Raw genomic sequence first — 14,222 nt, 5'->3', positions numbered from 1 at the left:
ACCGGATGTTATCCTCCCTCGTCGATGGACCCATTCGTTCGGCGCCTCGTGGAGAGGCTCCATGACCCCAGCAAGCCACTGTCGCGTAATCGGCACTTCCACACCTTCGACACCCCCGAGGGGCGGATGGCGCTGAAGGTGTTCCGACGCCTGCGCAGCCTCCAGAAGGACATCCTCGCCTGTCGGGCGGAGGGCCGGCGGGCCCGCATCTTCCGGCGCGTCAACGCGGCGGGGGACCACCGCATCGAGCTGACGATGGAGCGCATCTCCGGCAAGCGGGTCTCCGTGCTCCAGAGGGCGGAGCTGGAGCTGCTCTCCGCGCTCCCGGGAGTCCGGGAGGCGTTGGAGATTCGGGAAGAGGCGGCCTGACGGGGTGGCGCAGCTCCGGCTTCCGCCAAATGGGTGGGGCCTACCATCCCAAGCGCGGCAGGTGGGTTCGTGAACTGGGCCATCTATTATGGGCCCTGGCAATGCAATGCGCGGTGGAGGGCGCGGTGCGAACAACGATGCGCCGCGGAAGGACACACCCTACGCGGGTGCATCTGGCTCGCGGACATCCAGGGCGGCCAGGAGTCTGTGGCGGTAACGGGTTGAGGGGCGAGAGCGAACGAGGCAGGAGGCCGCCGCTCGATTGCGACGGCCGGCCACCAACGCGAGTCTAGGTCGACTTGACGGAAACGGTTATCACGAGAAACGAGCCCTTCCAGTCTCGTCATCCACAATGACAACCACTGGTCCATCAATCAACGCGTCGTCAGAGTCCGTCACATCGAAGACGACGGCCCACTCTCCAGGCTTTAAAGCACGCTTCCGAACCTCCGCCAGGGTGAACCTGAAGGATTTCGTGTCATGCGCGGCGACAAAAGCCTCTGCGCTTCGCCGAACTTCAGCCTCGGTCATCGGAATCCCCCGACATCCATGATGTATTCGATCGCGTGCTGCTGCTGGTCCCCGTTCAGCAAACTCCACCTCCGGCTGGAGTTGTTGAGCGCATCGAAAACATACTGTTCCTTCTGAACGCGACTCTGAGCGCTGTAGGCTTGCACGCCTAGCTTTCGGGATTGTCGGAAATGCGACAATTCATGCCAAACGACATACTCTGTTGGATTGCTGCGCAACACCAGCTCTCCTTTTATCGCGTTGAAGCCGCCAGCCATACCTGGAGGCACGAACTCATCTCCCACCTTCAAGGTGACGCCTCGCCTCCCCAGATATGACTCCAACTGGGCGAGCTTCTTTGCGCCATAAAGTTTGCCACCGAGCGCACCAACATTGACCGTCGCATCCAAGCCCCTTGCGGCAACGACACCCGACGCAGCCCGCGCGATCCCGGCGGCCCCCGTTACGGCGGTCACGATACTCAAACCAGAGTTGAAGGAGTGGTACCCGTACCCTTCGTAATCCCCCTTCTCGTAGGCCTCCCGCGCCATATAGCCGGAGGTCAGGGAGTGATGAATGGGATTGAAAAGATTGACCGCCTCCGACAGCCCTTCCTTCTCGTAGGTGGTACGAACCGTCGTGACCACGTTGTAAAAGAACGCCGGGTCCGTCACTGCGTCCGCGATCCCCCCGACCATGTCCACCTTGGCGTGGAACATCCCTACCTGGACGCTGATGCTCCGGGAGATGCTCGAGGAGATTTCCGAGGCGATGCTTCCGATCATGCTCCCGGTAAAGCTCGCCCAACCTCCGGACTGACCCGGCCCTATGATATCCATGGTTTCGCCTCCCCACGCGCTCGGGCTCACCCCATCCCAGTACGCCACTCCGTCCCCCTGGGAGACCAGCGAGATGCCGCTGAAGCCAGACGGGTCGACGAAGTTGAGCGGGCTGTTGAAGACATAGCTGTAACGGTTGTAGGACTGCCCCAGGATGGGAGCTTGGATGTATGGGTCCGGAGACACGAAGCTCGCTGTCTTGGGGTCATAGAGACGCCCTCGCATGTTGACGAGGTTCGTCTCGGCGTCCTCCTCGTGCTCGGTGAACCCAAGCCGGACCCCTGGACCGCCGACGGAAGGCGCCTTGGCCACCGCGGGGTTCAGCGGGCTGCGCGCCTCCCCGAACGGCTCATACTTGCGCCGCTCCACGACCGTTCCCGTCGAGTCCGTGATGCTCTCTACCGTCCCGAGATGGTCGTCGTGCAGGTAGACCAACTCGGTCGCCAAGCCACCGGCTCCATTCCCAGTCCAGTTCGCCTGAGCGACCGCGCGCCCCTCCGCGTAGATCTTGAAGGCATGAGCCACCGCACCCGAGACGGTCCGCTTCTCGTAGAGGTTCGAGACATAATACGTGGAGTCGCCATTCGAGTGCTTCTTCGCGACACGCCCATTCGCCGTGTCATACACGAAGGTCGACGTCCCCGTTCCCCGGGTGATGCTCGTAGGTAGATTGAACGACGTATAGTCGATGCTCGTGCTCACCCCGGTGGCGGCGTCGAACGACGAACGTCGGTTGCCCTTGACGTCATAGCCATACGTCGAGGCTCCGACCGTCTTCACCGCGTGAGGTGCCGCCCCGGCGAAGGACGACTGCACGTCCGTGACAATAGCACCCGCCCCCTCCCCAATCGTCGTACGGCGACGGGTCAGGTTGCCAATCGCATCGTATTCGTAGCGCGTCCGCGCGCTCTTGCAGTTGAGCGTCACGACCCAATCAGTGAGCCGCTCCAGCGAGTCGTAGCTGAACTCCTCCCCCACCTTCGCCAACAGGTCATCCCGATGGCGGAGGTTCCCGTTCAGCTCGTAGCCATAGGCGAACCTCTGTACGGCGCCCTGAGGCCCCAGGCTCTCCAGGAATCGGAGGTGGCCCTCGGCGTCGCGCCGGCGCGTCGTCGTCACCCCGTTTCCGAACTGCTCGGAGGAGACACGACCCGACACATCCCGTCCGGTGACCGTCCACAACGTCTTCGAGACCGGCGACACCTGCTCGACATTGCGCAAGGTGTTCGCCGGCGCATAGCCATAACGCACCTTCATCCGCGGCGAAGTCCCCACCGCCGGGTAGGTCACCGTGTCGAGGCGCCCGATGAAGTCATAGGTCCTCTCCAGGTCGAAGAGCTGTCCTTCGACCTGGCTGAACTCCCGCCGGACGCGGGAGTAGCCGTCATAGACGAACGCGGAGGAGACATCATCCTGGGTCGTCTGGGGGTCGCGTCCGTTGGTCACATTGCCCAGCAGTCCCAGCGCGTTGGCGATGCCGTTCGCGTCGACCGCAGTGTCCCAACTGAACGTGCTCGTCCCGTCCGCTCGAATCTCCGAGATGACGCGTCCCAACGCGTCGTGCTCGTAGCGCGTGCTGAGCCCCGCCGCATCGACCTGCTCGCGGACCTCCCCGAAGGCGTTGTATCGAGTGACGGTGTGCCCCTGGTCCGGGTCGTCGAGGCTCGTCGGCCGTCCGAGCCGGTCATACTGCATGGACACGCGATTCTGGTGTGCATCGACCACGGCGGAGAGCGTGCTGAACGCCCCATACTCGTAGCGCGTGAGCAACTCGTTGCCAGGCGTGAGGACGTCCACGCTCCGCACCACACGTCCGGACTGGTCCTCCACGGTGTACCGGATGTGGCCGTTCTCGTCCTTCGTCCAATGCTGGAGGTTCTGGTAGGTATGCTCGATGGTCGAGCCGTCCGGCTGGGTGACCTTCTGCAGCCGCCCCAGGCTGTCGTACTCGAAGGAGCGAACGGCTGGGGCGACCGCCGCGTCCACCGAATAGGGCACCGTGGCCGTCTTCGGCCTGCCGAGCCCGTCGTAGCTCACGCCGACGGCGCTGTAGGAGTCATCGAAGTTGCGGACTCGCTTGAAGATCTCCCGTCCCGCCACGTCGCGGAGGATGAACAACTCCTCCCCGCCCATCGACTGAGCAGACAACGTCGACCGCCCCAGCTCGTCCCGCCCATAGCTGAACAACCAGCCGTCGTCGCCGGCCGCGCTCTCGCTTCGCAGCCGCCCGAAGCCGTCGTACTTCCGCTGACGCAGCAATCCGTTCGCATCCTGCTCGAGCGCGACGATTCCCAAGCCAGGGTGGAAGGCGTAGTCCGTCCGGTGCCCCAGATGATTGAGCGCCGTCACTGGGAACACCTCCTCCGCGTCGTAACGAAGGGTGGTCGAGCTGACCCGGCCCAGGACATCCGACTGCTCGACCTTCTCGACCACGCCGCTCGCCAGCCGCTGATATGTGGTAACCAGGCGGACATCCTCTGCTTCAGTGCCCGAGACCGTCGGCTCCACCGTCTCCCGGAGCAGGAGCTTCGTGCCGCTCTGGTAGTCATAGTCGGTGGTGCGAGTGACGAACCCGCCCGCCGGTATCGCGGAGGTCTGCGTCACACGGTCGACGCGCCCCAGCAGCCATTGGGTCTCGTCGTCGTCGTAGGTCGCCCCCCAGATGGACGTCTCCCCGTCTCCGGAGACCGCCTCGACCCAGAGCTTGTTCCCATGAAGCGTGTCGAAGCCTGTCGTCGACTGGTTCTGACGGAGGATGGCACCAGCGATCGCGGGCGGTGTCTCCCACTCCCTATCCAGCACCATGGACTCGGAGAGGGCGAGGATCTCCCCTCCCGCCGAGCCCGCTCTCACCGTGTACGAGCGAGTCGTGCGCCGCTCCGCCGTCAACACCTTCCCGGCGCCCATGGGCGCTTCGAGCGTCTCCACGACAGGGAGCCGCGCGTTCGGATAGAACGACTGGACCTGTGTCGCATTGTCGAACGTGGTGGTGGTCGTCGTACCTGTCACGGCGTTCTTCACCACCCGCTGACTGAAGCCCAGCCAGCCGCGCCCTCGGACATCCCGGCGCCCCCCCGCATAGAGGAAGTCGAACTGCGCGCCGCTATCCCATGGCGACGCGCCCGAAACCACCCGGGAGACGACCCAGCCGCCGCCCTTCACACAGAGAACCGGATAGGAACAGGGGCCAGCCCCCGTCACGCTCGAGTACACCCGACCATCCGACAGCGGCGCGTAGCGAACGCTCGACTGGAAGCCCAGTCCGTCCTGGACGTGGGTCATCAAATCCGCCCTGATGGAAACACGCTGGAAGAGACTGAGCCCGCCAGAGGTTCCGGCGCCAATGACATCCGCCTGGCCATCGCCATTGGCATCCATCAACTGGTTGTTGGCCGTCACCGGGAGCGTCGCCCCCGTCTCATCTCTCGGAACCCGCCCCTCGAAGAAGGTCCCACGGGTCAAGAGCATGGACATGGTCAAGTTCGATGAAGCGTTTCCCCGCGCCAGGAGGAAGTCCTGATGGCCGTCTCCATCGAAGTCGACGACGCGAACTCCCGCGTCCCTGCGATAGCCGAGGAAATCGACTGACGAAGGGAACGCGAAGTCGGAGGGGAGGACCCGGAGCCCCGCTTCCAGATATCCCCTTCCCGTGTTGAGCGCGACGATGACGTTTCCGCCCGAATCGCCACTCAGGAGGTGGTCCGGCAGCCCATCACCGTTCAGGTCCGCGAACCACTCCACCCGTCCCAGGTATTCGCTGGCGAGCTGACCGATGTTGAAGTTCTTCTGCTGCCCCTCCGGCGTCAATCCATAACCATGATGCCAGACGCCCGCGTTGTCCTCCGGCCCCGGGCGGGCCAACAGCTCGACCGTCCCATCACCGTCGATATCACCCGACAGGATGGCTCGGCGGCCAGAGGCCTGCGGCAGGGCGGTCCACGAGGACATCGTCGTGCCATCGAACTTGAGGTATCCCCAGTGGCCGTCCGCGCCCCAGGAGAAGATGATCTCCGGCGCGATGTCTCCGTCCAGGTCCGCGAGCTTCATCGAGATGACGGCGAAGGGCTCGTATTTAGCGAGGCTCTGCTCCTCGCCCGCCGCGACAAAGGACGTACCGGTCGAGAGGTAGGCTTGAACCGTATAGTCTATCCGGTGCGGGAAATGCCCCCCGTCCGGCAGGGGAGCCCCGGGGATGAATTCCTTGAAGCGCAGCAAGACGATGTCCGAGCGACCATCCCGATTGAAATCCCCCACCTCGAAGACCCCCGGCGCGGTGGGATCATTGAGGCCGGCGCTCGGGAGCCCAGCGGCGATGGGCTCGGAGAAGGGAGCCTGCGTCGGATCCTGGGCGGGAGTGGCACGGCTCAACCGGAAGTACCACCTCGAATCAGTGTAGGCCATGTAAAGCAGGTCATCCAGACCGTCGCCGTTCACATCCAGGGTGCGCAGGCTTCCAGGGGTGACGCCATCCGCCATCGCCTGCTCGCGACGCTTGAACACCAGGTTCCCGAGTTCCCACGTGAAGACAGTGGGGTGCGCGCAGACCTCGAGGCCGTCGCACTCTTGGATTTCGCGCAAGAGGCTGCGCGAGGAGATGCTGTCGTTGCGATATCGAAGGTTGTAGCTCCGCAATAACCCTGACGGAGGCCCTCTCATCTCCACGCGCGAGAGTCTCCGTGTGGTCTTGAGCTTGAATCCGGAGACGAAGCTGAAGCTCGTGTCGGTCCTCGTCTCATACGAGAAACTGACGGAGCGCTGCGCGTCGGCGAGCGCCGAGCCCTCCGGGCCGAAGGTATACCGGATCTGCGAGGGCCACTGCTCATAGGCATATCCGTCTGCGGCGTCCTCGGAGTACCCATAATAGACAACCATCCGATTGCCCGAGCGGTCGGCCACCTCCGAGAGGCTCCACGCGAGCCTTCCCCTGCCTTCGTAGTTGTTGTTCTGCTGGGGGTTCGTCGTCCCGAGCGGCTCCACGACGAGGCGCCGCCCCTCGATACGCGAGTGGGTCGTCACCGGCATCGTGCCGTACGACATGATTCGACCATTCTGTCCCCACACCTCGAACCAGGTCGGTCCCAGGGCGTCCGGCTGGTGGGCGATGATCTTCGAGAAGGAGTCCACCTCCGTGCGGTACTCCGTCCAACCCGTCCCCGCGCCGACCTGCACGAGCCGCTGTCCGTCCAGACAGAAACGGTCCGTGTCATCGAAGCGGATGGGGGCCAGGGTCTGGTCCTGGGCAAGGCTCTTGCCGCACCGGCTGATCTGCGACAGCCCACTCAGTCCCCAGCCCACTCCGACCAGGCCATTGCTCTGGCTGCTCCTGTACTGGAGGGACAAGGACGGCTCGACACCGCCCCGCCCCACCGGACTCCAGAGTGGGATGGAATAGTTCGCCGCGCCATCCACGCCGACGTCGAGCTTGCCGGGCGTGTGCCCCGCCGCGGTGCCCTCCAACGTTTCCGTTGGCAGCAGCGTATCCGCAGGCAGAGTCAGCACCGCGCGAGATGCCTGACGTGCCACGGCGGTGGCCGCCGCCTCCGAAGCCAGCTCATCCACGGCGAGGGGCGAACTACAGGAGATCGCCACCTGCGAGCCATAAACGAGCACCATCAAGACCGAGAATATCCGCTTCATTCCAATCCCACGTTCCCCGCGTACACTCATTACTGAAGACATACCCGCCTCATCCACATCGGGGACTTCGCGTCAAAACCACACAAGAACCCGTGGCGCGAGGAGGGAGGACCTGCTCCGCCCTCCGTTCGCGTCATCACGAGCCTCACCCACGGTGTCTGGCCGCCTCGCTGTCCACACCTGCTCGGTCAGCGAGAGACGGGCTCGTCGGACACGCCATCGGGATTGCCTTGGCAGATGCCTCCCTTACAGGTCGTCCCGGGGAAACAAGTCCCACAGCTCACGTTGGCCCCACACCCGTTGGTGGCAGCCCCGCACTCCTGCTCTTCGCAGGCCTCCGCGACGCTCATCGGCGTGCAGCCACAGACGTTCGCGGTGCCACCGCCGCCACAGGAGTTCACCCCCGAGCAGCTCCCGCAGACATAGGACCCACCGCAGCCGTTGCTGACCGATCCACAGTTCTTCCCCGCGCACGCCGTCGCGCTCGGGATGATGGTGCAACCACACACGTTCGGAGAGCCACCGCCACCGCAGGTCTGCGGGGAGGTACAAGCTCCCGTGGAGCCACAGACATAAGTGCCACCACAGAGGTCGGGAACCGACCCACAGTTCTTTCCCGCGCAAGCCGTGGCATAGGGCGAGGGCGTACATCCACAAACGTTCGGAGCCCCCCCACCGCCACAAGTCTGCGGGGCGTTGCAGCCACCACACGCGTAGAAGCCCGTGCAGCCATTCGACACGGTTCCGCATTTGCCCTGGCAGGCCTGGGCCTGGGGCAGAGGCGTGCAGATACCGGCGCAGACATTCGGGGTCCCCCCGCCACCACACACGGCACCTGATCCACACGTTCCACAGTCCATCGGCCAACCGCACCCGTCCTCGATGACTCCGCAGTTCTTGCCCTGCTGGGCGCAGGTCCTGGGCTGACAGGAGCAGACCTGCTCGGCCACCCGGCAGATGTTGCCCTCGTCGATGCTGCCATCGCAGTCATCGTCCAGGCCGTTGCAGCTCTCCGCGAGTGAAGTACAGGCGCTCCAGTAACGGGTGGTGTACCCGTTCACTGTCTCCTTCATGCAGGCCTGTTGCGAGCCCGGGCACATGCCCGCGGTGCTCTCACATTCCCGCTGGAGCGGCGCGGACGACCCTGGCGCGTTGTCCACGACACCATCGCGGTCGTCGTCACAACCATTGCAGGTCTCTGGCCCCACCACGGGAGACTGGCATGCCGCCAGGGTGCCATCGGCCTTGCATGCCGCCGTTGCGTTGGCGCACACCACGTCCGTGGCGCTGCCGCAAGACACCCGGGCACCGACCTGGTGGACGCACTGGAGTGCGCCGTTCGTGCACGTGCTCGTTCCCGGGCACCCGCTGCCGCTCTGACAGGGGCCATTCACCATCGGCCCGTCGTTGGAGGCATTCTCGTCGACCAATCCATCCCCGTCGTCATCGCAGTTGTTGCAGCGCTCCGCGCCCCTCGCGGAACAGGAGCCAGCGATGGGGCTGCCTCCGCCCTCCAGAGAAGCCCCAGTCGTGCAGAGCTGATTCCCGGAGCGGCCGCAGACGGAGCACGAGTTCGTCGAGGCGCCATTGAACTCACAATCCCCCCAGGCGGTCCCCTGACAGATCCTCGTGCCGAGACACCCGTTGTCCGAGCATGACTCCTGCTGGCCATCCACACAGGCTGCCCAGGCTGCCTGCGGGGTGAAGAGCGCCACCAAAGCAATCAGCAGACCCCATCCAAGAAAGAGAGCCCTGGATAGGCAGCCCAGGCGGCGAAGACCTCGTGCATCGTTTCGAAACATAGATGAAGTATCTGAATGTGGAGGAGCCCCGGAAGCGTGCTTCCGGTTCACTCATGGGGCGAGCGTGGGATCTACGCTCATGCCCTTCGAGCGCGGTGAGTGTCAAGGTAGATGTCGGATGAGTCGGGGCAGCTCGTCTTCGTCATTGAGTGTTGCGCGGGCGTGGTGTACTCACCGCGCTCGACCCATCATCCGCTTCACCATCTGCGCCTTGAATGCGTCTGAGTACGGCACTGCAACCGCCTGCACTCGCCCCCTTCGGGTGGTTAGCTCAGCAGGTCAGCCGAGGCGACTTCTTCCCTGACACAGGGGGAAGGTCCTCCAGTGCGTGACAAAGTCATGTGCCCTGCCAGCCTAAACTGCGTCGCGTACACCCCGTCGCAGCGAAGGAGCACCTCTCCTCCTCAAGCGAGACGCACAGCACTGCAGACAGGACGAACAGTTAGCATGGAGCGCTCTTGAAACTGGAGAACGGGGACTTCTCTTTGAGTCAAGGCCGCAGGAGCCAGGACAGGGCGAGCCCCAGGTATGTCCCCAGCGCAAAGCCCATCAGCCCCGTGGTGATGCCGGAGACCATCAGCTCGCGATTGCGCAGCGCTCGGGCCACGGGGGCGATGAAGGCCGGGCCGAAAATGGTGGCCGTGGAGGTAATCAGCACCGTGTCGGCATCGATGCGGAACAGCGCCGCCAGACCGAAATGCAGGACGATGGCCAGCACCATCACGCTGGCGCAGAAGACGAAGACAGACAGTCCCGCGCTCCCCAATTGACTCGCATCCGCCAACGTCCCAACCGCCACGCAGAAGACGAGCAGTGCGTAGTCCCCCAGCGCGTAGCTCCCAGGAAGGGAGCGGACGGCCGGGATGAAGGACGCCGCCAGCGACAGTGTGGTGATGAGCAACAGCACCACCGTGGCCTCCAGTCGACCCGCGAGCCCCAGGCTCACTCCAGCGGACACACCGCAGATGGCGACAGCCAGCAGCAGCGACAGGGCCAGACCTCGTGCGAACCGCCAGGAGAAGCCATCCTGTCGCGTCCCCTCCTCTGCGGTTGAACCATCCCAGCCCGTCGGATTCGGGAACGGAGGAAGGAACGCCAGCGCGATGCGCTGTGCGACCGTCATCAGCACGAGCAGGTAGGCAGCACCCGCGACAATGTCCGCCGTGTTGAGGAGCACGAAAGTCTCCTCGCGCACCTGGAGCGCCACGCCCACTGCGTTCATGTTGGCGGTACCGCCGACGTACACACCCACCAACATGCCGGCCATCTTCCACCACTCGTCCATCCGCCCCGAGAAGGCGAGTCCCACCACGGTGGCACTCACGAGGGCGGACACACAGGCGAGGGCGAAAGACAGCAACGTCGTGCGGGCCAGCCTCGTCCAGCGCGGCACATCCGTGGAGAACAACAGGAGGGGAATCGCCAGCGGCACCGCCGCCTCGCTCACCGAGAGGCTCACGCCCGTCTGGAGCGACAACCCCGGTGCGTTCCCCAGGAGGATGCCCGCCGCGTAACACATCACCACGGGCCCTACCCATGCCACGGGCTTGAAGACTCGTGTCCCCAGCAGCACGAGCCCGGGAAGCCCCACCACCACAAGGACCTGGATGAGCGCGCTCATCGGAGGGCACCCACGAGCCCGAACCAGGATGAGGCCAGCGTGCGACGCTGGATGAGCGCGCTCATCGGAGAGTCCCCACGAGCCCGAACCAGGATGAGGGCACCGCGCGAATCGGGATGAGCGCGCTCATCCGTAGATGGAGTCCATGAACTGGCGGATGAAGTCCGCGGCCTCGCGCCGGTCTGGGATTGCGCCCAGCATTCCGTACATGGCGGCGCTTCCCTCGGGCGCAGGCTCTCCGCGCTCCAGACTCGCGGAACACTCTCTCAAGTCCGCGAGGAACGGCTCCACCACCTTTTCGTGCGCGGGCGTCACCATCAGGTGCAGCGCTGGCGGCCCCATCTGCCGGTCCAACTTCCACCCTCGCGCCTCCATCGCATACACATCCAACGTGTCAGACGCGAAGGCAAAGACACTTAGCCGGGGCTCGCCCACCAGCTTCAAGCCTGGAATGGCAGTGACTCCCTCGCGCAACGCCCTCGCCGTATCGAGCACCGTCCCAGCGAGCCGCAGATATCCCTCCTCCCCCAGATACTTCAGGACTGCCCAGGCCGCCGCGATGGCGCCTCCCGGCCGGGTCCCCGCCATCGACGGCGACGCATAGATGCCGCCACACCAGTCCGCGTACGTGAAGAACTGATACCGACGCAGCTCCGGCGTGCGGTACAGCACGAGCGACGCCCCCTTCGCCGCATAACCATACTTGTGCAGGTCCGCCGACAGGCTCGTAACGCCAGGCACCGCGAAGTCGAATTCGGGCACGTCGTGCCCCAGCTTCCGCGCGAACGGCAACAGGAAGCCCCCGAGACACGCATCCACGTGAAAGAGGACACCGTGCTCCCGTGCGAGCGCCGCCAGTTCGACAATCGGGTCCACCAGTCCGTGGGGATAGGCCGGCGCGGAGCCGACCACGAGCACCGTGTTCGCCGTCAACGCGGCCCGAGTCGCCGCCACGTCCGCGCGAAAGTCCGGCCCCAGCGGCACATTGACGGGCTTCACCCCAAAGTAGTGCGCGGCCTTCTGAAAGGCCGGATGCACGGACGCGGGCAGCACCATCTCCGGCGCCATGATTCCCCGCTCCTCCCGAGCGAAATCCCGGGCCGTCTTCACCGCCATCAGGATGGACTCCGTTCCTCCCGACGTCAGCGTCCCCGCGGCGGTGTCTCCGTGAAACAACTCCGCGCCCGTAGCCATCACCTCTGACTCGAAACGCGCGAGGCTGGGGAACGCCAACGGACTGAGGCCATTCTCGGACATGAACTCCGTGTAGGCGTCCGCGAGCAGCCGGCGGATGTCATCCCCCGCGTGGTAGACGAGACTCCACGTCTTCCCTTCCTTCCAGCGCGCATCATCGGCGCGCAGCTCGCGCATCTGGTCGAGGACTTCCTGGTGACTCACTCCGTGGGGGGCCAGTCGAGGCGAAGCGGGCATGGTGTTCTCCGGGGTTCAACGCGCATCGAAGTACACACCGCGAACCCAGCGGGCACCCGTGAACGAGGTGCGAGCGTGAAGCATTCGCCAGTTGTCATAGAGGAGGAAGTCACCCGCCCCGAGTCGGAAGCGGAACTGGTGGCGCTCGTCCCTGACCAGGGTCGCGAAGCGGTTGTAGGCGCGGTACCACGCCTCCATCCGGGCGAACGGCACCCGGTGCGGCGCGAGCGTGAAGTAGCTGTACCGGATGCGAAAGCCCTCAGGCGCATCGAAGTCGAACACGGGTGACACCAGCACCCGCTCGAACGCCGCCTGCTTGCGATGGAACGTCACCTGCACCGTGCGCAGAAGCTCGAAGGCAGCGGCGTCCTGGTCCGCCAGGTAGCGTGCCGCCGCGAGCCCATCCACGACGCTGTTCTCCCCACCCGTCTCGGCGGGCCGCTGGCAATGCAGGAGTTGGTAGCGCGGCGGTCGGTCCAGGAAGGGTTGGTCCGTGTGCAACTGCACCGCGCTGTCCGTATAGCCAAGCTGGTCCGTGTTCCGATTCGTCGTGTTGTCGGTGCGCAAATCCTCGATGCGGCCGAAGTGCGTCTCGATGACAGAGAGCCCTGCACCACCGAAGAGGTCGATGAGCGCCTCCGTGTCCGCCTCGAAGCCCCGCACGATGACCGCCCCGGACTCCTGGAGTCGCTTCAAGGCGAACGGCACGAGCGGCTCGCGCACCTGGGAAGCCTCCACCGTGAGCAACACACTGTCCGAGGGCGGCGGAGGCACGGCGACGCGGTCTGCCGCATAGGCATTCGCAAGCAACCAGTCCGCCGCGTACCGACTCACCTGCCCATCGGCGCGGTCCCCCCAGTCGACATCGAGGCCAGAGGCATCCGCCGAGACCCGCACCCCGCGAGGCCGCAGCTCCAGCGGCAGCTCCGAGGAACAGACGATGCGCTCGCGCGTGAGCGGATGACGGTCCAGCTCCGAGTTGTGCCGCAGCCAGAACCAGTGGAAGTCCGCGTGCCGGGGAACACCATCCCCAGCGAAGTAGACACGCAGGAAATCGTCATGCGGCGCGAAGCGGGTGATGGGCATGCGCAAGACTCCGGCGGAGGGACGCAAGGCCACGCACGCACGACGAGTTCAGGGCCTCATCGCAGGGGCGCGGAACACCACCGGAGCAACGAGTCCGAGGCGCTAGGCCCGGGACTCAGCGGAAATGAACCGGTGGAACGAAGGACGCTCGAAGCAGCTCGACTAACAACACGCGCCACGGCAACAGCGGCCGGTGGCGGTCGTCAGGAAGCTCGCGTTCAAGAGCATCATCGTGGCGTCACGCTAGCTGGCACCCTCCGCGGGCGTCAATGCCACCGGATGACATCGGCCACTCAAAACATGTGGTTGAAGTCGAGATAGAAGGCGGACGTGCCATCCCGAGGACTCACGCCGTAGTCCGCTCGGACGATGAAGGTGTTGTCCCAGGCCACTCGCAGGCCCCCACCTCCCGCGTACCGGAACAACCCCTTGTCCCGAAAGCGAAGGTCCGTCCACACCTGTCCCGCATCGAAGAAGGCCACCAGCGTGAACTCCAGCGGCTGCTCCCACGGCCGCACGTCGAGGAAGCGCCAGCGCAGCTCGCCGTTGCCCACCGTCTTCACCTCGCCCTGCAGGCGGTTCTTCAGCAGCCCTCGCGCGGTGAACAGGCCGCCCACGCCGCCCCAGCCATCGCGCCACTCCACTCCGCCAAAGCCGCTGAGCAGGAAGAAGGGCACATCCCCTCCAAGCACGTCGGCCATCAGGCGCAACGCGGCCACCAATCGCTCATGTCCCAGGGGGTGGTAGAAGCGCAGGTTCGCCGTGGAGCCCCAGTAGCTGAACGAGCTGCCCGTCGCCCCCACCGCGCCGCGTGCCGCCAGCTCGTGGAACATGCCGCGCACGGGCGCGGGCTCGTTGTCACGCGAGTCCCACAAAAGCCCCGCCGTCACCTCCGCTGTCCGGAACGTCCCCTCCCCTCCTCCAGCC

Annotated in this window: 6 protein-coding genes; 1 reads left to right on the top strand and 5 read right to left on the bottom strand. The window is 65.1% G+C overall.

Annotated features, from left to right (window positions below; translation table 11 throughout):
* Positions 1-24 precede the first annotated feature (24 nt).
* Complete coding sequence (locus tag FJV41_RS20400) at positions 25-369, top strand: hypothetical protein (RefSeq protein ID WP_141644186.1); 345 nt, start codon at positions 25-27, stop codon at positions 367-369.
* Between the two features lie 527 nt (positions 370-896).
* On the opposite strand, the gene FJV41_RS20395 is transcribed toward FJV41_RS20400, so the two are convergent.
* The 5 genes from FJV41_RS20395 to omp85 all read right to left on the bottom strand — a co-directional run.
* Positions 897-7,355 (bottom strand): FG-GAP-like repeat-containing protein, encoded by a 6,459-nt coding sequence (locus FJV41_RS20395; protein ID WP_181790798.1) that lies wholly within the window; start codon positions 7,353-7,355, stop codon positions 897-899.
* Between the two features lie 2,292 nt (positions 7,356-9,647).
* Positions 9,648-10,778, bottom strand: a complete 1,131-nt coding sequence (locus FJV41_RS20385) for a DUF819 family protein (protein ID WP_141644183.1) — start codon at positions 10,776-10,778, stop codon at positions 9,648-9,650.
* Positions 10,779-10,904: 126 nt separating this feature from the next.
* Entirely contained in the window at positions 10,905-12,209 is a 1,305-nt protein-coding gene (locus FJV41_RS20380) for a pyridoxal phosphate-dependent decarboxylase family protein (protein WP_141644182.1), read from the bottom strand.
* 15 nt (positions 12,210-12,224) lie between these two features.
* Positions 12,225-13,295, bottom strand: a complete 1,071-nt coding sequence (locus FJV41_RS20375; RefSeq protein WP_141644181.1) for a TauD/TfdA family dioxygenase — start codon at positions 13,293-13,295, stop codon at positions 12,225-12,227.
* A gap of 293 nt (positions 13,296-13,588) precedes the next feature.
* Positions 13,589-14,222: Omp85 family outer membrane protein (gene omp85 / locus FJV41_RS20370; RefSeq protein WP_141644180.1), on the bottom strand; the 634-nt coding region annotated here is incomplete at its 5' end.

Origin of the sequence: Myxococcus llanfairpwllgwyngyllgogerychwyrndrobwllllantysiliogogogochensis (assembly GCF_006636215.1) — a bacterium.
GTDB classification, from domain to species: domain Bacteria; phylum Myxococcota; class Myxococcia; order Myxococcales; family Myxococcaceae; genus Myxococcus; species Myxococcus llanfairpwllgwyngyllgogerychwyrndrobwllllantysiliogogogochensis.
Note: the sequence above shows the minus strand (reverse complement) of the source record. Positions and strands in the feature narration are given on the sequence as shown.

Bases quoted from the DNA above. Each gene is read 5' to 3' on its own strand.
- FJV41_RS20385 (WP_141644183.1), bottom strand. From the start codon at position 10,778: ATGAGCGCGCTCATCCAGGTCCTTGTGGTGGTGGGGCTTCCCGGGCTC.
- FJV41_RS20375 (WP_141644181.1), bottom strand. From the start codon at position 13,295: ATGCCCATCACCCGCTTCGCGCCGCATGACGATTTCCTGCGTGTCTAC.
- FJV41_RS20380 (WP_141644182.1), bottom strand. From the start codon at position 12,209: ATGCCCGCTTCGCCTCGACTGGCCCCCCACGGAGTGAGTCACCAGGAA.
- FJV41_RS20400 (WP_141644186.1), top strand. From the start codon at position 25: ATGGACCCATTCGTTCGGCGCCTCGTGGAGAGGCTCCATGACCCCAGC.
- FJV41_RS20395 (WP_181790798.1), bottom strand. From the start codon at position 7,355: ATGAAGCGGATATTCTCGGTCTTGATGGTGCTCGTTTATGGCTCGCAG.